The organism is Tabrizicola sp. (genome assembly GCF_041913445.1).
In the GTDB taxonomy this organism is placed as follows: domain Bacteria; phylum Pseudomonadota; class Alphaproteobacteria; order Rhodobacterales; family Rhodobacteraceae; genus Tabrizicola.
The window spans coordinates 283,871-303,233 of record NZ_JAYSFG010000001.1 but is presented as its reverse complement, the minus strand read 5'-3'; the positions used below and the strand labels follow the sequence as shown (position 1 = coordinate 303,233).

At 67.3% G+C, this 19,363-nt stretch carries 20 protein-coding genes and 1 pseudogene; 6 read left to right on the top strand and 15 right to left on the bottom strand.

What is annotated here, in order from left to right; all coding sequences use genetic code 11:
* The first annotated feature begins 74 nt into the window (after positions 1-74).
* A complete protein-coding gene (locus tag ACE3Q6_RS01575; protein WP_374427136.1) occupies positions 75-854 on the top strand; it encodes a hypothetical protein in 780 nt (259 codons plus the stop codon).
* A 68-nt stretch (positions 855-922) separates the two neighbouring features.
* Here the strand turns inward: ACE3Q6_RS01575 and ACE3Q6_RS01570 are convergent, their stop codons facing one another.
* The gene (locus ACE3Q6_RS01570; RefSeq protein WP_374427133.1) at positions 923-1,249 is read right to left on the bottom strand and encodes a DUF6280 family protein; all 327 of its coding nucleotides are present in this window, start codon (positions 1,247-1,249) and stop codon (positions 923-925) included.
* Positions 1,250-1,483: 234 nt separating this feature from the next.
* The gene (locus ACE3Q6_RS01565; RefSeq protein ID WP_374427130.1) at positions 1,484-2,251 is read right to left on the bottom strand and encodes a folate-binding protein YgfZ; all 768 of its coding nucleotides are present in this window, start codon (positions 2,249-2,251) and stop codon (positions 1,484-1,486) included.
* A gap of 139 nt (positions 2,252-2,390) precedes the next feature.
* Here ACE3Q6_RS01565 and ACE3Q6_RS01560 point away from each other — a divergent pair, with 139 nt between their 5' ends.
* On the top strand, positions 2,391-3,596 hold the full coding sequence (locus ACE3Q6_RS01560) for an alanine--glyoxylate aminotransferase family protein (protein ID WP_374427127.1): 1,206 nt from the start codon (positions 2,391-2,393) through the stop codon (positions 3,594-3,596).
* 6 nt (positions 3,597-3,602) lie between these two features.
* Here ACE3Q6_RS01560 and ACE3Q6_RS01555 read toward each other — a convergent pair whose 3' ends face one another.
* From ACE3Q6_RS01555 to ACE3Q6_RS01545, 3 genes are read right to left on the bottom strand one after another with little or no spacing between them, the layout of a single operon-like run.
* Positions 3,603-4,448 (bottom strand): DMT family transporter, encoded by an 846-nt coding sequence (locus ACE3Q6_RS01555; RefSeq protein ID WP_374427125.1) that lies wholly within the window; start codon positions 4,446-4,448, stop codon positions 3,603-3,605.
* Positions 4,449-4,480: 32 nt separating this feature from the next.
* Positions 4,481-5,434, bottom strand: a complete 954-nt coding sequence (gene denD / locus ACE3Q6_RS01550; protein WP_374427122.1) for a D-erythronate dehydrogenase — start codon at positions 5,432-5,434, stop codon at positions 4,481-4,483.
* Between the two features lie 54 nt (positions 5,435-5,488).
* The gene (locus tag ACE3Q6_RS01545; RefSeq protein ID WP_374427119.1) at positions 5,489-5,839 is read right to left on the bottom strand and encodes a DUF305 domain-containing protein; all 351 of its coding nucleotides are present in this window, start codon (positions 5,837-5,839) and stop codon (positions 5,489-5,491) included.
* Between the two features lie 214 nt (positions 5,840-6,053).
* Between ACE3Q6_RS01545 and ACE3Q6_RS01540 the strand changes: the two genes are divergently transcribed.
* Positions 6,054-6,842: a gamma-glutamyl-gamma-aminobutyrate hydrolase family protein gene (locus ACE3Q6_RS01540; RefSeq protein WP_374427116.1), complete on the top strand. Its 789-nt coding sequence runs from the start codon at positions 6,054-6,056 to the stop codon at positions 6,840-6,842.
* Positions 6,843-6,913: 71 nt separating this feature from the next.
* Complete coding sequence (locus tag ACE3Q6_RS01535; protein WP_374427113.1) at positions 6,914-7,471, top strand: flavodoxin domain-containing protein; 558 nt, start codon at positions 6,914-6,916, stop codon at positions 7,469-7,471.
* Here ACE3Q6_RS01535 and ACE3Q6_RS01530 read toward each other — a convergent pair.
* From ACE3Q6_RS01530 to ACE3Q6_RS01515, 4 genes and pseudogenes are all read right to left on the bottom strand, one after another.
* Positions 7,443-8,231: pseudogene (locus ACE3Q6_RS01530) on the bottom strand (transporter associated domain-containing protein); the annotation flags it as partial. The gene ACE3Q6_RS01535 and the pseudogene ACE3Q6_RS01530 overlap by 29 nt on opposite strands.
* A 109-nt stretch (positions 8,232-8,340) precedes the next feature.
* Positions 8,341-9,279: a site-specific tyrosine recombinase XerD gene (locus tag ACE3Q6_RS01525; RefSeq protein WP_374427110.1), complete on the bottom strand. Its 939-nt coding sequence runs from the start codon at positions 9,277-9,279 to the stop codon at positions 8,341-8,343.
* A gap of 2 nt (positions 9,280-9,281) precedes the next feature.
* Positions 9,282-10,835: a hypothetical protein gene (locus tag ACE3Q6_RS01520; RefSeq protein ID WP_374427108.1), complete on the bottom strand. Its 1,554-nt coding sequence runs from the start codon at positions 10,833-10,835 to the stop codon at positions 9,282-9,284.
* Positions 10,825-10,959 carry a hypothetical protein gene (locus ACE3Q6_RS01515; protein ID WP_374427105.1) on the bottom strand — a complete coding sequence of 45 codons (135 nt, stop codon included), beginning with the start codon at positions 10,957-10,959 and terminating at the stop codon, positions 10,825-10,827. The genes ACE3Q6_RS01520 and ACE3Q6_RS01515 overlap by 11 nt, the downstream gene beginning before the upstream one ends.
* A 189-nt stretch (positions 10,960-11,148) precedes the next feature.
* Between ACE3Q6_RS01515 and ACE3Q6_RS01510 the strand changes: the two genes are divergently transcribed.
* Both ACE3Q6_RS01510 and aroB read left to right on the top strand, forming a co-directional pair.
* A complete protein-coding gene (locus ACE3Q6_RS01510) occupies positions 11,149-11,691 on the top strand; it encodes a shikimate kinase (protein ID WP_374427102.1) in 543 nt (180 codons plus the stop codon).
* A complete protein-coding gene (gene aroB, locus ACE3Q6_RS01505; protein WP_374427615.1) occupies positions 11,688-12,800 on the top strand; it encodes a 3-dehydroquinate synthase in 1,113 nt (370 codons plus the stop codon). The genes ACE3Q6_RS01510 and aroB overlap by 4 nt, the downstream gene beginning before the upstream one ends.
* On the opposite strand, the gene ACE3Q6_RS01500 is transcribed toward aroB, so the two are convergent.
* The 6 genes from ACE3Q6_RS01500 to ACE3Q6_RS01475 all read right to left on the bottom strand — a co-directional run bounded on the left by ACE3Q6_RS01500 (position 12,797) and on the right by ACE3Q6_RS01475 (position 19,333).
* Complete coding sequence (locus ACE3Q6_RS01500) at positions 12,797-13,261, bottom strand: hypothetical protein (RefSeq protein WP_374427099.1); 465 nt, start codon at positions 13,259-13,261, stop codon at positions 12,797-12,799. The genes aroB and ACE3Q6_RS01500 overlap by 4 nt on opposite strands.
* A 127-nt stretch (positions 13,262-13,388) precedes the next feature.
* The gene (locus ACE3Q6_RS01495) at positions 13,389-14,222 is read right to left on the bottom strand and encodes an alkaline phosphatase family protein (RefSeq protein ID WP_374427096.1); all 834 of its coding nucleotides are present in this window, start codon (positions 14,220-14,222) and stop codon (positions 13,389-13,391) included.
* Between the two features lie 106 nt (positions 14,223-14,328).
* Entirely contained in the window at positions 14,329-15,963 is a 1,635-nt protein-coding gene (locus tag ACE3Q6_RS01490; protein WP_374427090.1) for an ABC transporter ATP-binding protein, read from the bottom strand.
* Complete coding sequence (locus tag ACE3Q6_RS01485; protein WP_374427087.1) at positions 15,956-16,771, bottom strand: ABC transporter permease; 816 nt, start codon at positions 16,769-16,771, stop codon at positions 15,956-15,958. The genes ACE3Q6_RS01490 and ACE3Q6_RS01485 overlap by 8 nt, the downstream gene beginning before the upstream one ends.
* A complete protein-coding gene (locus tag ACE3Q6_RS01480) occupies positions 16,768-17,724 on the bottom strand; it encodes an ABC transporter permease (protein ID WP_374427080.1) in 957 nt (318 codons plus the stop codon). The genes ACE3Q6_RS01485 and ACE3Q6_RS01480 overlap by 4 nt, the downstream gene beginning before the upstream one ends.
* A 10-nt stretch (positions 17,725-17,734) precedes the next feature.
* Complete coding sequence (locus tag ACE3Q6_RS01475; RefSeq protein WP_374427075.1) at positions 17,735-19,333, bottom strand: ABC transporter substrate-binding protein; 1,599 nt, start codon at positions 19,331-19,333, stop codon at positions 17,735-17,737.
* Positions 19,334-19,363: the final 30 nt, after the last annotated feature.

Genomic DNA, 19,363 nt, shown 5'->3' with positions numbered 1-19,363 from the left:
TTTCTGTTGCCTTTCCTGCGCTTGGCGCGCTAAGTTGACATTCACGGAAGTGCAAGCATGAGGGGCGCTCCCTGATGGCGGGACCCTTGAGTTCGGAGGAGATCGAGGATGTCGTTTCCTCGGTGCGGCGGCTTGTGTCGAACGAGCTGTCGCCGCGGCGCGTCAGCCGTGACCTCGGATCGGACCGGCTGCTTCTGACGCCCTCGCTGCGCGTGGTCTCTGAACTCAGCCCGCTTGCACCCCTGGTGCTGGCCGACACGGTGGCAGAGGCTTTGCCCGCGGACCCGGAACCGGCAGTCTCCGAGACCGTCGAGGCTGAAGCCGACGACGCGGTCGAGCTGATCGAGGCGGAATGGGAAGACGAGATCTGGGTCGAACCTGACGTCGCCGCCCTTGGCGAAGTCGCCCTTGCCGCGGAAGAGGCCGAGGTCCTGGCGATCAGCGAGGACGCGGATCCCGTGCTGACGGCGCCGTCCGATGACCTGGACGCGCCCTGGGGCGAGGACACAGCCACGCCTGGGGAAGCCATCCTCGACGATGGCAGGCCGGATGAACGGCAGGCTGACGAAGCCGAGGTGGCCCAGGTCGCAGCCCCGGCGGCAGTCGCCGAGGATCACGCGCACAGCGCAGCCCTCCCACCGCATGATCGTGCCGAGTCGCGGCTGCCGGCCGAGATGATCGACGCCGACGGGACGCCCCTGGCCGTTCTCGACGAGGCCGCCTTGCAGGAAATCGTCCGCCAGATGATCCGGGAAGAGCTGCAGGGCGACCTGGGCGAGCGGATCACCCGCAATGTCCGCAAGCTGGTCCGCGCCGAGATCAACCGCGCCCTGATTGCCCGCGACCTGGACTGACCGACACCCGTGAAAATGAAAACGCGCGCCGGTGGCGCGCGCATTGCTTATGATCTCAGTGCCTTGGCTCAGGCGGCTTCGGCCTGCTCCAGCTCCAGCGCATGGCGACGCTCGGACTCTTCGCGGCTCAGCGCGACCGAAGTGCGGATGCCCTTCGAGACGAAGTCCATCAGGCCCTTCACGACGCGTTCGTTCGGGTCGATCCCGGCGCAGGACAGCACTTCACGGCCGTCGCGCGAACGCGCCCAGCGGGCGATCTGGTCCGGACCGTTGCCGTACTTCTTGTCGTCGGCAATGGCGTCGTCCAAAGCCGCCAGAACGACAGCGGCAAAAAGCTTGCGTGCACGTTGGCCCTGCTCGAAGTTGAAGGCGGTGCTGTCGATGGTGTCACGCATCGTGTTTTCCTTTTTTCTTGCTCTTGTCTTTCGCGGCGTTCGTGGGTTGTAGCGGCTCGGCGACGATTCGGGCTGACCGGTTTTGGAATGACTGTTATGCGCTGGATGCATAGCCCATTCCGGCCAGCACTGCATTTAGTCGTCCCGCTTCGACTCCAGAACCGAGATATGGGGGAGGCCGCCAGTCTTTCAACCTTTGGTTTACATTTTCTTGCCGGTCCGCGCGGTTCCCGCCTAGACGGGCTCGGCCGTGTCCAGCCAGACCTTCGCGCCCGCTGCCTCAAGCGGCTGGTCCGCGCGGTCGAACCTCAGATGGGCGATGGCCCGGTCGCCAGACCGGGTGAACAGCGTTCCCGCGGGCTTGCCTCCGGCCAGGATTTCGGTCCCCGGTGGGGCGTCCCCCTCCACCCGGACCCGGACCAGGCCCTTGCGCAGTTCCGTCTTGTGCTTCATTCGCGCCGTGACCTCCTGGCCGACGTAGCAGCCCTTGCGGAAGTCCACTCCGTGCAGCCGTTCGAACCCGGCTTCCAGGATGTAGCTGTCGTCAGGCACCAGTTCGACGCCGCTTTCCGGGATCACATGGGTGACCCGGATCGCGTTCCAGTCGATGGGGGCCTCGGGGCCCGGATCGGCGTGGTAGAGCCGCCAGCCGAGCGCCGGGTGGCGTGGATCGGCCAGCGCCTCTGGCGGCGGGTCACCAAGCCCGCGGACGACGCCCAGTGGCGCAGGCTGGATCTGCACGTCCGCGCGCAGCCGGTAAAGCGTCAACCGGCGCAGGGTGTCTGCGGCAAGCGGCGTCGCGATGTCGATCAGCCGCTGCCCGTCCGGCAGATGCACCACGAAGAAATCCGCAAGGTACTTGCCCTGCGGTGTCAGGAGCGCGGTCCAGACGATCCCCGGTGCGGCCTCCAGCGGGCGCAGGTCGTTCGAGACAAGGCCCTGCAGGAAGGTCAGGGCGTCCTTGCCGGTGAGGGTCCAGAGGGTGCGGTCGTTCGTGCTCATGAGCGCTACCTTAGGGTCAGGCCCGGACGGACGGAAGATCGCTCACGCAGTTGTTCCGAATTGCAGGCAGTTGAAGACGGGCCGGTTGACGCTGCCCGCGCCCGGGCCTAGCCATGACGGGCAAGTGGAGGAGAGACGCATGAGCCTTGCCAACGGCCGCCCCTATCTGGCCATTCCCGGCCCTTCGGTCATCCCCGACCGGGTGCTGCGCGCGATGCACCAGGGCTCGCCCAACATCTACGAAGGCCCGCTGATCGAGATGGTCGCCAGCCTTTTCCCGGACCTGCGCCAGGTGGCGGGGACGACGGGCCATGTTGCGATCTACATCGGCAACGGCCATGCGGGATGGGAGGCGGCGAACGCGAACCTTTTCTCCAGGGGCGACAAGGCGCTGGTGCTGGCCGTGGGGCAGTTCGGGATCAGCTGGGCCAACTCGGCCCGCGCCATGGGGGTCGAGGTCGAGGTCCTGGATTTCGGCAAGTCCACGCCCGTGGACATGGCCCGCGTCGAGGCGGCGCTTCGCGCGGACCGCGCGCACCAGATCAAGGCCGTGCTGACGACGCATGTGGATACGGCAAGCACGATCAAGACCGACATCCCGGCGCTCCGCGCGGCCATCGACGCGGCAGGGCACCCGGCGCTTCTGGCGGTGGATTGCATTGCCTCCCTTGGTTGTGACGAATTCCGCATGGACGACTGGGGCGTCGACGTCATGGTCGCGGCCTGCCAGAAGGGTCTCATGACGCCCCCGGGCATGGCCTTCGTCTGGTTTTCCGAAGCCGCCCGCCTGCGCTGCGGCAAGTCGGACCTTGCGACACCCTACTGGGCCTGGGGACCGCGCGCTGAGCCCGAGGAGTTCTGGCAGATCTGGGACGGGACAGCGCCAACCTCGCATCTCTACGGCCTGCGCGAGGCCCTGGACATGCTGCGCGAGGAGGGGCTGCCGAACGTCTGGAAGCGCCACCATACGCTGGCAAGCGCAGTATGGGCGGCCTTCGACCGCTGGTCCGCGGGCAACCCCGCCATCGGGATGAACGTGGCCGACCCCGCCCATCGCGGCTGGTCGGTGACGGCCGCCCGTTTCGGTGCGCCTCACGCCACGCGGCTGCGGGAATGGTGCGAGACGAAGGCGGGCGTCACGCTGGGCATCGGCCTCGGCATGGCGCCCTCGACCGACCCGGCATACCACGGCTTCCTGCGCGTGGCGCATATGGGGCACGTGAACGCCCACATGACGCTTGGGGCGCTGGCGGTGATGGAGGCGGGGATGACCGCGCTGGACATCCCGCACGGGGACGGCGCGCTGGCGGCGGCGGCGCAGGTGGTGGCGAAAGGTGCGCTCTAGCGCGCCTTACGCCTTCGCCTGCCGCTCGCGGACCGAGATGTAGACCGCCGACGCGACCAGGATCGCCACGCCCAACACGGTCCAGCGGTCGGGCAGGTCGCCGAAGAAGGCATAGCCCAGGACCGTCGCCATGATGATCTCGGTGAAGGCCAACGGCGCAAGAAGCGAGGCTTCGGCATGTTCGTAGGCCTTGGTGATCAGCACATGGCCCAGCGTGGCAATCACCCCAAGTGCCGCCAGCATCCCCCATTGCACGGCGTCTGGCGTGACCCACAGGAAGGGCAGCGCCAGCGACATCAGCGCCGCCCCGATGGCCGAGGTCTGGAAGTTCAGCACCATCGCATTGGCGACCCCCGCCATGGCCCGGGTCATCACGAAATAGGACCCCAGCGCCACCCCGGCCCCGAGTGCATAGACCGTGCCGGGGTTCACCGCGACGATGCCGGGCCGGATGATGATCAGCGTGCCAAGAAAGCCCACTGCAACAGCCGCCCAGCGACGGGGACCGACGCGCTCGCGCAGCAGCAGCGCCGACAGGATCACCACCACCAGGGGGTTCACGAAGAAGATCGCCAGCGCATCGGCGATGGGCAGGTATTTCAGCGACTGGAAGAACAGGAAGGTCGCGCCGAACAGAAGCGCCGCGCGCGCCAGTTGCCGCAAGGGCTGCGCGGGACGGAAAGCGCCAGCGCCCTCGGCCTGCAGCGCGAAGGGCAGGGTCATCAGCCCGCCGAACAGCGCCCGCGCCCAGACGACGATCAGGATCGGCATCCCGGCCTGGCCCAGCTTCTTGGCGAAGACATCGATCACCGGCAGGATCGCCATCGCGGTCAGCATCAGCGCGATTCCCACCAGGGGCCGCGCGGTCGGGGCGGGAATGGCGGTCAGAGCGGACCTCCGGGGCGGTCATCCTCAAGGTAGATGCGGATGATCTCGTCGAAGCTGGTCTCGGCGGTGAAGCCCAGGTCCCGTGCCGTCCGTGCCTCGAAGGCCTCGGCCCAGGGTTCGACGATGGCCTGGATCACCGGGTCGGGCGCATGGGTGATCAGGTCTACCGCCTTTTGCCCCGCCACGCGGCGCAGCGCCTCGATCATCTCGGCCACGCTGGCGGACAGGCCTGGCATGGTCAGCGCCCGGCTTGCCTGCAGCGCGCTAGTGTCCATCGCCGCTGCCCGCAGGAAGAACCCGGTCGCCGCGCGGGGGCTCGCGAACCAGTGGCGCAAGCTGTCGCGCACCGGCAGGATCGCGGGCAGCCCGTTCAACGGCTCGCGCAGGATCGAGGAATAGAACCCCGAAGCCGCCCGGTTCGGCGCGCCGGGCCTTATGCAGATCGTCGGCAGGCGCAGCGCCACACCGTCCAGAAGCCCCCGGCGCGAATAGTCCGACAACAGAAGCTCGGCCATCGCCTTCTGCGTGCCATAGCTTGTCCGCGGGGTCAGGTGGAACTCATCCGGGATCACCTTCGGGAAGGGCGCGCCGAAGACCGCGAGCGACGAGGCGAAGACGACCCGCGGGGCATAGCCCGGCACCGCTGCGATGGCGTCGAACAGCGCCCGCGAGGCGTCGAGGTTCACCGCATAGCCCTTGGCCAGGTCCGCCTCCGCCTCGCCCGACACCACGGCGGCCAGGTGGAAGATCAGCCCCGGCCGGTCGGCAAGCAGGCGGGCAGGCGCGCCCGGATCGGTCAGGTCCACCGCCACCGACCGCGCGCCGGTCACCGCAGGGGGAGCCACCACGTCGGCCAGCGTCAGCCCGTCATGCGGCAGCGCACCACCCAGGATCGCCGCCGTCAACTTCCGGCCCAGCATGCCCGCCGCGCCGAGGATCAGGATATGCATCGCCCCCTCCGTTTGGCCGGAGGGGACCATATCAGCGCCGCAAAGCCAAGCGGATCAGCCACCGTTCTTGGCGAGCCACTCCTCCATCCACTTGATTTCGCCTTCCTGGGCCTTGATGATCTCCTCGGCCAGCTTCTTGACCTCCGGGTCCGTGCCATGCTCCAGCACGATCTGCGCCATCTCGACCGCCCCCTTGTGGTGCGCGATCATGCCCTTGACGAAATCCACGTCGGCATTGCCGGTGTATTCCATCATCATCGCCTGGTGCATCCGGTCATTGGCTTCCATGAAGGCCATCGAGGCCGGGCTCTTGTCGCCCATCATGTGGCCCTCGTGCCCGTCGTCCTGGGCAAGGGCGGGAAGCGGGGCCGCCAGAGTGACGGCCAGGATCAGGTGCTTCAGCATCAGAGGTCTCCTTGCAAATCAGTCGGCACTTCTTCCGACCTTCCCGCGTGGGAAGGAAAGTCATTTCGTCGTGAGGCAAAAAGCATCAACCGGCCGATTGTTCCGCCGCTGTGCACGACCGAAGCCGATCTGTGCGGCGGCAGGCGGCTTCTTCCCCTTTTCGACCGGGGGACAGGGGCGTATGGTCCTGACGACACATTCAAGGAATGCGAAGGTGACAAGGCGCAAGCGGCCCGTCGTGGGCATCATCGGCAACAGCTACATGCTGAACAACAGCTATCCCGCCCATTCCAGCGGGACGATGAACACAGCCGCCGTGGCCGAGGTCGCGGACGCCCTGCCACTGATCATCCCCTCGGACCCGCGTTACGTGCGTGTCGACGAACTGCTCGAACTCTGCGACGGCTTCCTCTTGACCGGGGGCCGCCCGAACGTCCATCCCAGCGAATATGGCGAGGAGGAGACGCCCGCCCACGGCGCCTTCGACCGGGGCCGCGATGCGATCACGCTGCCCTTGATCCGCGCCTGCGTCGAACGGGGCCAACCGTTCCTCGGGATCTGCCGCGGCTTCCAGGAGGTCAACGTGGCCCTCGGCGGCACACTCCACCCCGAAATCCGCGAACTGCCGGGACGTATGAACCACCGGATGCCCCCCGACGGCACGCTGGAGGAATGCTTCGCCCTGCGCCACACGGTGACCTTCAGCGAAGGCGGGGTGTTCCACCGCCTGATGGGCGCGCGCGAGGTGATGACCAACACCCTCCACGGCCAGGGGATCGCGCGGCCCGGCTGCCGCATCGTCATCGACGGCCATGCGCCGGACGGCACGCCCGAGGCGATCTACGTCAAGGACGCGCCGGGCTTCACGCTCTCGGTCCAGTGGCACCCGGAATGGAACGCGGGCAACGACCCCGTGTCGCGGCCCCTCTTCCAGGCTTTCGGCCAGGCCGTCGCCGCCTGGGCCGAGGGCGAACGTCCCGCGGCGATGGCGCGATCAGCCTGAGGCTTGCGCCAGATCAGGGCGCACCATCCCGATGCCTGATAGGGCAGGCGCATCCCCACAGGAGGCGCCCCATGTATCTTCTCATCGCCTATGCCACCACCGACGGCCAGACCCGTAAGATTGCCCGCTTTGCCGCCGACCGGCTGGCAAGCCTCGGCCACGCCGTCGAGCTTCTGAACGTCGAGGACGCCGAGGGGCTGGACCTCGCCCGCTTCGACGGAGCGATCCTTGCCGGGTCACTCCACGCGGGCGGCTACCAGAAGGCCTTGGCCCGCTTTGCCCAGACCGAGGCCGCCGCGCTGGCCCAGATACCGACGCTTTTCCTCGCCGTTTCGCTGTCCGCGGCCGGTAATGACCCCGACGACTGGGCGGGCCTGCGCCGTTGCCTGGCCGAGTTCGAGGCGGAAACCGGCTGGACCCCCGGTCGGGTCGAACATGTGGCCGGGGCCTTCAGGTTCTCGGAATACGACTTCTTCCGCGCCTGGGCGATGCGCCGGATCGCGGACCAGAAGGGCAAACAGGTCGAACCCGGCAAGGACAAGGAATACACTGACTGGGCGGCGCTCATCCTGGCACTCGACCAATGGGTCGCCGGCCTGCCTAAAGCCGCCGCAGCTTCAACCGGGTGATCCGGTTCTCGCGCTTGCCCACGACCTCGAAGCGGAAGCCGTGGAAGCTGAAGACCTGCCCCTCGTTCGGGATCATCTGCGCCTCGTGGATGACAAGGCCCGCGATGGTGTTGGCCTCCTCGTCCGGAAGCCGCCAGTCGGTCGCCCGGTTGAGGTCGCGGATCGTCATCGCCCCGTCGACCAGCCAGGCCCCGTCCTCGGTCATGGTCAGCCCGGAATCCTTCCGCACCACGTCGAACTCGTCAGTGATGTCGCCGACGATTTCCTCCAGGATGTCTTCCAGCGTGATCAGCCCCTGCAGCGCGCCGTATTCGTCGACGACCAGCGCGAAATGGGTGCGACGAGCCAGGAACTCGCGCATCTGTTCGTCCAGCGCCGTGGTCTCGGGGATGAAGTAGGGCTTCATCGCCACCTTCACGATGTCCAGCGCCTCGATCCCCTGCGCCTCATCCCCCCGGACCAGCCGGTCGACCTCGCGCAGCAGGTCCTTGGCGTGGATGACACCCAGGATGTTGTCGTCGCTGTCGCGGAAGATCGGCAGGCGCGTGTAGGGTGAGGCGAGGACGCGGCTGATGATCTCGCCCGGGGTCAGGTCCGCGTCGATCATCTCGATCTGGCGGCGGTGGCGCATGATCTCGTCCACCGTGCGGTGGCTCAGGTCCAGGGCGCCCAGCAGCCGGTCGCGGTCCGCCTTCTCCACCGCGCCTTCGGAATGCCCCAGCGCGATGGCCCCCGCGATGTCCTCGCGCAGCGCCTCCATCGCGCTTTCCCGCGTCGCGCGCGGGAACAGCCGCAGGACCCAGCGGAAGAACCGGTGCAGAAGCGAGGGGCGCGAGGGCAGGGTGGTCGGGTCGCTTGGCATAAAGGTCTCAGCCCTTCCGGGCCAGGGGGTGCTTGGTCAGGACCAGGTCCTTCAGATGGTCATCCAGCACATGCGTGTAAATCTCGGTCGTTGCAACATCGGCATGGCCCAGCAGCGTCTGGATCACCCGCAGGTCCGCGCCATTGGCCAGAAGATGCGTCGCGAAGGCATGGCGCAGCACATGCGGCGTCACGCGGGACGGAGAGATTCCGGCCAGCACCGCCACATCCTTGACCAGGCTGTGGAAATACTGCCGCGTCAGGTGCCCCGCCGCGCCGTCACCTGGGAAAAGGAAGCGTGACGGCGCCCGCCCCGCCTTCCGCCCCGCCTCCTCCTCGGCATCCCGATGGGCCAGCCACTCCGCCAGCGCCGCGCGGGCGGGGGCCGAGAGCGGCACCATCCGCTCCTTGTCGCCCTTGCCGCGCACAAGGATCATCCGTGGATCGCCGCGGACGGCGGCCACGGGAAGCCCCACCAACTCGCTGACGCGCAGACCCGTGGCGTAGAGAAGCTCGAACAGCGCCGTGTCCCGCAGCCGGTCCACCGGGTTCCGCCCCCGCGTGCGCGCGGCTTCCATCAGCCGGGTCACCTCGGCCTCGGTCAGGGTCTTCGGCAGGCTTTGCGCGCGGCCCGGCCCGGTCAGCCGCAGCGCCGGGTTGTCCTCGCGCCATCCCTCGTCGAAGGCAAAGCGGTACAACTGCCGGATCGAGGACAGCCGCCGGGCCCGCGTCGCCTTGGACAGGCCCTGCGCGTCGCAGTGGACGAGGTAGTCCTCCACCGCCTCGCGCCCCGCCGTCCCGAAGGCAAGACCCCGCCGCCCCAGCCAGTCGGCGAAATCCAGAAGGTCCCGGCCATAGGCCAGCTGCGTGTTCCGCGCGGCCCCAAGCTCGGCCGCCCGCGCATCGAGGAAGGTCGAAATCCAGCGCCCCGCCTCGGCATCCGGCATGGTCAGCCCCGCCGTTCCAGGATCATCAGCTCCAGCGCCGTCCGCCGCGCCACGCTTTCCAGCCCCACGAGCCGCAGCAGCGACAGCCCCTCGGTCACGCCCCGCAAATCGCCCTGCACGCCCCGCGCGATGTTGTCGATGGCGGTGATGATCGCCTCGCCCTTGCGATTGCCGTCCAGAAGCGCCTGCGCCTCGGTCGAAGGCACGGGCGCCCGGAACGCGGTAAAGATCGCCCGGCCCAGGCTGTCCGGCGGCAGTGCGCTTCCCACAGTCCCAAGCGCCAGCGCGACGAGGAAGGCATCCTCCGCCCCGACAGGCTTGTGCGCCTTCGCCACCGCCTCGGCCTGGGGCGACAGAAGTCCCACGCGGAAGGCAATGGCCGCCGCCTCGCCCGTCAGCGGCACCTCCTGCAGCGCCTTGCCGAAAAGCGTGGCGAAGGGCACCTCCAGCTCGGCCTCCTGCATCTTCGCCCAGACCGGGGGCAGGGTCGCCGCCACGCGGGCCCCGTCGCCCGAGGTGATCGCCGCCTCGAAGTCCTGGAAGGCCGCCACCCGGTCCCAGACCCCGCCCGAGGCCGCCGGGTCGCGTTCGGTGTAAAGCCCCAGGATCACGTTCGGCGGGATCGTCCCCGCGCGGGTCAGCCGCTCGGCCGCCTCGATCCGCGCCTTCCAGCCCGAACGCGGGCCGATCTCGGCGTAAGAGAAGGCCAGCGGCAGCCCTTCGGTCGGCAGGGGCTCGCCGATGGCGGCATAGATCATCCAGTCCAGCGGCGTGACCGGGTCCGGGGCAGGGGGCACCGGCTCGCCTTCGAAGAGGTCGGGGTCCAGGAAGCGCGACAGCAGCGCCTCCTGGTCGGCGGTGATCTGGTTCAGCGCGCGCGAGGTGCGGATCGTCAGCGCCGCAGTGTCCCAGTCGCCTGACCGGGCCAGGCAGAAGATCCGCGCCGGGACCGTGGGCGCCAGGTGCGGCGCGTCTGCCATCGACTGGCAGGCCCGGTCCTCGGCCCCGGTCAGAAGCGCCACGTCGAAGGACCGGCGGAAAAGTTCGGGCGTCGTGGCCCCGGCGGCGTCGATCAGCGCCGCCGCCTGTTCCAGCGCCCCCAGCGCCAGAAGCTTGTCGATCCGGGTCTGCAACAGCTCACCCCGCCCCCCGGCATCGACCGGAGCCGCGACCTCGGCCAACAGGATCGTCAGGAACAGCTGCCGCAGCGCCGGCAGGTCGTCGTCGGGATGCGTGACCAGCCGCTCGGCAATCTCGCGCGTCAGGCCTGCGCCCCAAAGGTCCCGGGGAAGCCCCGACACCGCCGGGGCGATCAGCCCCACCGCGTCAGGCGATGGGCCATCCAGCGAGGATGTCGTCACCGTGGCCGGCAACGCGCCGCCCGCTTCGGTGACCGGAGGTTCGTCGATGGTGGGGGCGACCGTCCCCGCAGCGGCGGGCGTCGCGACCGACTGCGACAGCCAGTCGATGGCCGACAAGGGGCCGCCCGCATCCTGCGCCATGGCAGGACCACTGAAGATCAGAAGCGAAAGAAACCCCGCCGCACTAGTCCGCATTCAACACCACAGGCTTCTTAACCTCGCCCTGACTAGGGGTCAGATCGCCCAGATAGGCATAGCCCGTCAAGCCGATGAAGCCCAAAATCACCAGCACCACCAACGCCTTGATGATCCGACCCATCGCCTAGCCCTTCCTCGTGTGTCCCGAGGGGCTTGATCCCCCCGGCTATTGTTGCTGCGCGCGTCCGGATATTCCCCCGGCGCGGCAGATGCCATTGCAAATCTATATAGCATTCGGGAAGACTTCACGCCATTGAGGGGGAAACATTTGCCGTCGGCAAGTCCTTGCCCGCGGGCTTACGGGAACGGTGTGTCGATGCGTTTGGTGAAGACGGTTGTCCTGGTTGGAATGATGGGGGCCGGCAAGACCGCTGTCGGCACGGCGCTCGCACGGCAGCTGGGTGTCGCCTTCAAGGATTCGGACGAGGAAATCGTTCGCGCCGCCAACCGGACCATCGCCGAAATCTTCGAACGCGACGGCGAGCCCTTCTTTCGCGCCCGCGAGACCGAGGTGATCGGCCGCCTGTTGCGCGGCACGCCTTGCGTCCTCTCCACCGGGGGTGGGGCTTTCCTGTCCGAGGCGAATCGCGCGCTGATCCACGATGTCGGGGTTTCGGTCTGGCTGAAGGCCGACCTCGAGCTTCTCTGGCAGCGCGTTCGCCACAAGACCACGCGTCCGCTCCTGCGCACCGCCAACCCGCGCGAGACGCTGCGCGCGCTTTACGAGGCCCGCCAGCCGCTTTATGCCCACGCCGACATCGTGGTTGAAAGCGCCGCCGAGCGATCCGTCGAGGACATGGCCTCGCGCGTGGTCGAGGCGCTGAAGTCACGACCGGACGTGCTGGAGGTCTGATCTTGAACATTGTGGACGTCGATCTGGGCGACCGCTCCTACCAGGTGCGGATCGGCCAGGGCCTTTTGGCCCGCGCAGGGGCCGAGATCGCGCCCATGCTGCGCCGCAAGCGCCTGGCCATCGTGACGGAAGAGACCGTCGCGGCCCTCCATCTGCCGGCCCTGCAAGCGGCGCTGGAAGCCGAAGGCATCGCCTCGACCGCCCTGGCCCTGCCGCCGGGTGAGGGGACGAAGAACTGGGAAAACCTTGCCCGCTGCACGGAATGGCTCCTGGAACAGAAGGTCGAACGCAAGGACGTGGTCATCGCCCTCGGTGGCGGTGTCATCGGCGATCTCGTCGGCTTCTCCGCCGCCATCCTGCGCCGGGGCGTCCGCTTCGTGCAGCTGCCGACCTCGCTGCTGGCGCAGGTTGACAGCTCTGTCGGGGGCAAGACTGGGATCAACACCGCTCAGGGCAAGAACCTCGTCGGCGCCTTCCACCAGCCAAGCCTGGTGCTCGCCGACATCGACGTCCTCGACACGCTCACCGACCGCGACTTCCTGTCGGGCTATGGCGAGGTGGTGAAATACGGCCTTCTGGGCGATGCCGCCTTCTTCGATTGGTTGGAGACGGATGGCCCCGCGCTCCGGGCCGGAGACAAGGCCGCGCGCCTGCGGGCCGTGACCCGTTCGGTCGAGATGAAGGCCGGGATCGTCAGCCGCGACGAGACCGAAGAAGGCGAGCGCGCGCTTCTGAACTTGGGCCACACCTTCTGCCATGCGCTGGAAAAGGCCACCGGCTATTCCGACCGCCTCCTCCACGGCGAAGGCGTCGCCATCGGCTGCGCCCTGGCTTTTGAACTCTCCTCCCGCCTCGGTCTCTGCAGCCAGGAAGAGCCCAGCCGCGTCCGCGCGCACCTCAAGTCGATGGGGATGAAGGTCGACATCCGTGACATCCCGGGCGACCTGCCGGGGGCCGAGGCGCTGATCGCGCTGATGGGTCAGGACAAGAAGGTGGTGGACGGCAAGCTGCGCTTCATCCTCGCCCGCGGGATCGGTCAGGCCTTCGTCGCCGACGACGTGCCGGGCGACACCGTGCGCGCGGTGCTTGACGACGCGCTTCGGGCTTAAAACAGCAGCTTGTAGACGTTGCCGTTGGTGTCCGAGGCCTGGCCCGAGCCGCTGGCGGTGCCCGACCCGATGACGAAAGTCCCCTGCACCCGCGTCCCGTCGGCGCAGACCGCGTAGATCTCGCCGTTGTTCACGCCGGCGACCGTCTCGACCTCGTGCCCGACTTCGCCACCCGTCTTCTTGAAGGTCAGCGACATGCCCTTCTTGCTGGACACCGTGCGCGGCGTCAGCGAGGACCATGTGCCCGTGCATCTGCACGCTTCCGGAAGCCGGAACGCCAGGTCCCCCGACGTCCCCGTGGTGTTCTTCGCCGTGGCCTGGATCACCAGCGTCGGGTCGGAATCCGCGATCGGTCCCTGCAGCGGGTAGAACTGCATCGGGCTGGTCCCACTGGCGCAAGCCGCAAGCGGCAGGATCAGGCCCAGCAACAGAAGGCGGGGGTGGCGGGTCTTGGCAGTCATCGGCTCGCTGCTCTCCGAAAAGCCATCGGTCGGGTCTGATGGGCGTCTATGCGGCGAATTCCACCGCATGTCCAGAGGCCCCACCCCCCGTCCAGACCCGCACACCGGGTCGTGAAGACATGGGACCCTACCGGCCGAAGAACGGCGCGGCCTTCATCGTCGCCGGCACTGGCACCCCCATCCGCGTCAGGATCGACGGGGCCAGCGCAAGTTGATCCAGAACCTGATCTTCGGGCGGCAAGTCACTGTCCCCGAAGTAATAAAACGCAAAGTCCCGCTGGTCCTCGCCCGTCCCGCCATGATGCCCCCGCGCGTCCTGGCCGTGGTCTGCCGTCACGATCACCTCGTAGCCATTCTGCCGCCAGCGGTGGATCCAAGGCGCCAGGATCGCGTCCATGTGGAAGCAGGCGTGGTCCATCTCCTCGCAATCGTGGAAGAACCGGTGCCCCATGCTGTCCAGAGTGCAGGTGTGCAAGATGCCGTAGTCGATCCCCTTCACCTCGCAAAGCCGGGTCAGGGTGCCGAAGAGGTCATAGTCCGACGGCGTCATCTGGTTCGCATGGCCATAGCCATGCATCGTGTGGAACCGCCCATGCGTGATCGGCCCGCCGGGTTCATCATACTCGATGTCGCGGACCACATCGAAGGGAGCGCGATTGAAGAACTCCGACCAGTAGCTGTGCGTGACCGCGCCCGTTGTCTTCCCCGCCTTGGTCAGCTCGCTGAACACGTCCGGAAACTCCAGCCGCCGGATGTCGGCATTGTCCCAGATGTGATGCTGCTGCGGCGGGACGCCCGTATGGATCGAGGCATAGCAGGAGGCCGAGGTCGACGGCAGCACCGCCCGCATCCGCCGCACCCGCGCTTCGCCCTGTTCGACCCAGCCTTCCAGGTTCCCGAACAGCCGCCGCCAGTTGCGGTAGGGCACCCCGTCCAGGATGATCAGCAAAAGCTTCGTCATGTCTCAAGTCCGTCCCGCAAACCCCGGTAGCGCCGGACTTTTCGAAAAGTCCGGACCGGAGCCTTCAAAGGCTCCGTCACGATTTCTTCGAAGAAATCGGCGCCGCTCAATTCCCCGCGCTTTCCATCTTCCGGTGCGCGATCACCTGTTCCAGCCAGCCCTGTTCCATCTCAGGCACCGACGACAACAACAGGTCCGTGTAATCATCGAACGGCGGCGTCAGCACGTCGGACTTCTGGCCGTAGCGCACCACCGCGCCTTTGAACATCACCGCGATCTTGTCGGCGATGGCCTTCACCGTCGCGAGGTCATGCGTGATGAACAGGTACGCCACATGCTCCTGCGCCTGCAGGTTCAACAGAAGCTTCAGGATGCCGTCGGCGACCAGCGGATCCAAAGCCGAAGTCACCTCGTCGCAGATGATCAGCTTCGGCTTCGCCGCCAGCGCGCGGGCAATGCAGACCCGCTGCTTCTGGCCCCCCGACAGCTCCGCCGGATAGCGCTGCGCAAAGCCCTTGCCCATCTCGATCTGGTCCAGAAGCTCCTGCACCCGCTTGTCCCGCTCTGCGCCCCGCAGGCCGAAGTAGAACTCCAGGGGCCGCCCGATGATCGTCCCCACCGTCTGCCGCGGGTTCATCGCGGTATCGGCCATCTGGTAGATCATCTGGATCTCGCGCAGGTCGTCCTTCGTGCGCCCCGCAAGGTCCGCCGACAACTGTCGCCCCGCAAAGGTGATCCGGCCCTGACCGGGCGGCAACAGCCCCGTGATGGCCCGCGCCAGCGTCGACTTGCCAGAACCCGACTCTCCCACCACAGCCAGCGTCTGCCCCGCCGGCAGCTCCACCGAGACATTCTTCAGCACGTCGAAGTTCGTCCCCCGATACCGCGCTGTCAGGTTCTGCACCTGCAACACGGGCGGGGCGGGCGGCTTCTCCTGATGCTCCAGGCTCCGCACCGAGACCAGCGCCTTGGTATAGTCCTGTGTCGGCCGGTGGATGATCTGGCCGGTCTCGCCCAGCTCCACCATCCGGCCATGCCGCAGCACCATGATCTCGTCCGCGACCTGCGCCACCACGGCAAGATCATGGGTGATATACAGGGCGGCCACATGCGTATCCCGGATCGCCTCCTTGATCGCCGCCAGCACGTCGATCTGCGTGGTCACGTCCAGGGCCGTCGTCGGCTCGTCGAAGATCACCAGGTCGGGCTTCGGACACAGCGCCATCGCCGTCATGCAGCGCTGGAGCTGCCCGCCCGAAACCTGGTGCGGATAGCGGTTGCCGATGGTCTCCGGGTTCGGCAGCCCAAGCTTCCGGAACAAGGCCACCGCGCGCTTCTCCGCCTCGGCCTTGCCACACAGCCCATGCGAGAGACAGGTCTCGATCACCTGCTCCATGATCTGCCGCGCCGGGTTGAAACTCGCCGCCGCGGACTGCGAGACGTAAGTGACCTCGCGCCCCCGCAGGGACCGCAAGGCCTTGGCATCGGCCAGCCGGATTTCCCGCCCGTTCAGGTGGATCGTCCCCCCGGTCAGCCGCACCCCGCCGCGGCCATAGGCCATTGCTGACAGCCCGATGGTGGACTTCCCGGCCCCGGATTCCCCGATCAGCCCCAGCACGCGGCCCTTCTGCAGCGTCAGGTCCACGCCATGGACGAGCGTCACATTCTTCGGCGGCTCGCCCGGCGGGTAGGAGGTCGCCTCGATCACCAACCCCTTGATCTGCAACAAAGGCTCAGCCACCGCGGCCTCCTTTCAGGCTGGAGGTCCGGGTCAGGATCCAGTCCGCGACCAAGTTGACCGAAATCGCCAGCGCCGCGATGGCGGCCGCGGGTAGCAGCGCCGCCGACTTTCCGTAGATCAGCCCGTCCTTGTTCTCCTTCACCATCCCGCCCCAATCGGCGAGCGGCGGCTGCACGCCCAGGCCCAGGAAGCTCAGCGTGGAGATGAAGAGGACCGCGAAGATGAAGCGCAGCCCGAACTCGGCCACCAGCGGCGACAGGGCGTTCGGCAGGATTTCCCGGAAGATCACCCAGGTGCCCTTCTCGCCGCGCAGTTTTGCGGCCTCGACGTAATCCATCACCGCGATGTCCACGGCCACCGCACGGCTCAGACGGAAGACGCGGGTGGAATCGAGCACCCCCATCACCAGGATCAGCACCGTCAGGTTCAAGGGCAGCACGGACAGCATCACCAGTGCCACGATCAGCGAAGGCACGGCCATCACCATGTCGACGATCCGCGACAGGACCTGGTCGATCCAGCCCCCCTTTACCGCCGCCAGGAACCCCAGGAAGGCCCCCATGCTGAAGGCCAGCACCGAGGACGCCAGCGCCACGAAGATCGTGATCTGCGCGCCGTAGATCAGTCGCGACAGGATATCGCGCCCGATGGTGTCGGTGCCGAGCCAGAACTGCGCCGAGGGACCCTCCCACTGGCCGCCCGAGACATCGGTGATCTCGTAGGGCGCGATCCACTGGGCGAAGATCGCGACGAAGAGGAAGGTCCCGGTCAGGACAAGGCCGATGAGGGCGGAAAGCGGGATCCTCATTTCGGATGCCTCAGGCGCGGGTTCGCAAGGATGCCGATGATGTCGGCCAGCATGTTCAGGAAGATGTAGACGGCGGCGAAGATCAGGCCCACGGCCTGCACCACCGGCAGGTCCCGCTTGGTGACGTGATCGACCAGGTACTGCCCCAGCGCGTTGTAGCCGAAAACCACCTCGACCACGACGACGCCCACGACAAGGTAGGCGAGGTTCAGCATCACCACGCTGACTACGGGCGCGATCGCGTTCGGGAAGGCGTGCTTCCAGATTACGGTCATCGGCGACAGGCCCTTCAGCTCTGCCGTCTCGATATAAGCGGACTGCATCACGTTCAGGATCGCCGCCCGCGTCATCCGCATCATGTGGGCGAGGACCACCAGCACCAGAACGATGACCGGCAGGGCGACTGCATGCAGCTTGGCCCAGAAGCTCATGCCCGGGAAGACCATGGCGACGGGCTGGAAGATCGGGATCAGCTGGGTGAGGAGGTAGATCACGAAATAGGCCGCGACGAATTCAGGAAGCGAGATCGTGGTCAGGGTGATGCCCGAGATCAGCTTGTCCGGCCATTTCCCCGCATAGCGCGCGGCCACGAGTCCCAGGATGATCGCCAGCGGCACCGCGATGACCGCCGCACAGCCGGCCAGGAACAGAGTGTTCCCCAGCCGCTGGCCGATCGACGTCGCGATGTCCGCGCCATTGGTCAGCGCTGTGCCGAGATCGCCCGTCAGCACGCCCCCCAGCCACTGGAAGTAGCGGGTCAGCGGCGGCTCGTTCAGCCCCATCTTCTCGCGCAGGTTCGCCAGCGCTTCCGGAGTCGCCTGCTGCCCCAGGATCGCCTGCGCGGTATCGCCCGGCAGCGCCTCGACGCCCAGGAAGATCACCGCCGACACCGCCAGCAGCAGGAGGAGGCCCAGCGCAACGCGCTGGACCACCAGTTTCAGGATCGGATGCACCGCGCGGGCCTTATGCGTTCAGCCAGCAACGGACCTGGGCGCGGCCGTTCATCAGCTCGCCGTTCGGATCGTCGACCCAGCCGCCGATCGTGTCGCTGACGCCCGAGACGAAGTCGTTGAACATCGGCAGGATCAGCCCGCCCTCGTCCCGCAGGATCTGCGCCATCTCGGTGTACATCGCGGTCCGCTTCGCCGTGTCCAGCTCGCCCCGCGCCGCCAGCAGCAGCTCGTCGAACTTGGCGTTCTTGAACTTGGTGTCGTTCCATTCGGCGGTCGAGAGATAGGCGGTGGTGTACATCTGGTCCTGCACCGGCCGCCCGCCCCAGTAGGACGCGCAGAACGGGGCCACGTTCCAGACGTTCGACCAGTAGCCGTCATCGGGCTCGAGCTTCACCTGCAGCGGGATGCCTGCCGCATTGGCCGAAGCCGCAAATAGGTTCGCCGCATCGACCGCCCCCGGGAAGGCGCCCGGAGCCGTCGCCAGCACGATGGGGCTGCCGTCATGGCCCGACTTCTTGTAGTATTCCGCCGCCTTGGCCGCATCGTACTCGCGCTGCTCGAACTTGTCCTCGAACAGCGGATAGGCCGCGTTGATCGGGAAGTCGTTGCCCGGCGTGCCAAGCCCGCCCAGGATCTTCTCGACCATCTCCTGCCGGTTGATCGCGTATTTCAGCGCCATCCGCATGTCGTTGTTGTCGAAGGGGGCCTTGTCGCAATGCATGATGAAGACATAATGCCCGCGGCCCGCCACGGCCTTGATCTGCACGCCCGGCACGCCCTTCAGAAGCTCCACGATCTTCGGGTCGACCCGGTTGATCATGTGGATCTGGCCCGACTGCAGCGCGGCCGTCCGCGCCGTGTTGTCGTTGATCACCAGGATCTCGACCTCGTCCGCGTGGCCGATGGTGCTGTCGAAATAGTTCGCGTGCTTCTTGAACGTGTGCCGCACGCCAGGCTCGTTCACCACGACCTGGTAGGGCCCCGCGCCGATCCCCGCTGCCGGATTGTCCACCCCGCCACCCGGCTGGATGATCAGGTGATAGTCGCCCATCAGGAAGGGCAGGTCGGCGTTCGCCGCATTCAGCGTCAGCGTGACCATGTCACCCTCGGCCTTCATGTCGGCAATGCCCTGCACGATCCCCAGCGCCCCGGACTGAGCCTTCTCGTCGGTGTGCCGCTTCAGCGTCGCCACCACGTCTTCGGCCGTCACCGTGCCGCCGCCGTGATACTCCACGCCCTGGCGGATCTTGAACTTCCACTCCGTCGCGTCGGCGTTCGAGGAAATCTCCTCGGCGATGCGCAGGTCCAGCGTGCCGTCCGGCTTCACGTCGCACAGCATCTCGCCCCAGGTCATGTTCACCTGGAACGGCACTTCCGAGGCGGCCAGTGCCGGATCGAGGCTGTTCGTCGACTCGCCGCCCTGCATACCGACGCGGATCACGCCGCCCTTCTTCGGCTCCTCTGCCTTGGCGGCCTTCGAGAACAGCGCCGAGGCCAACCCGGCCGAGACCCCCAGGGCCGTCGTCCGTCCGACGAATTCGCGCCGGGTCATGCGACCGGCCTGCGCCTGCGCCACCATCCAGTCAAGCTGCTTGTGCTTGTCGTCCATTGCCGTCTCCCTGTTGGCCCCATTTCGGGG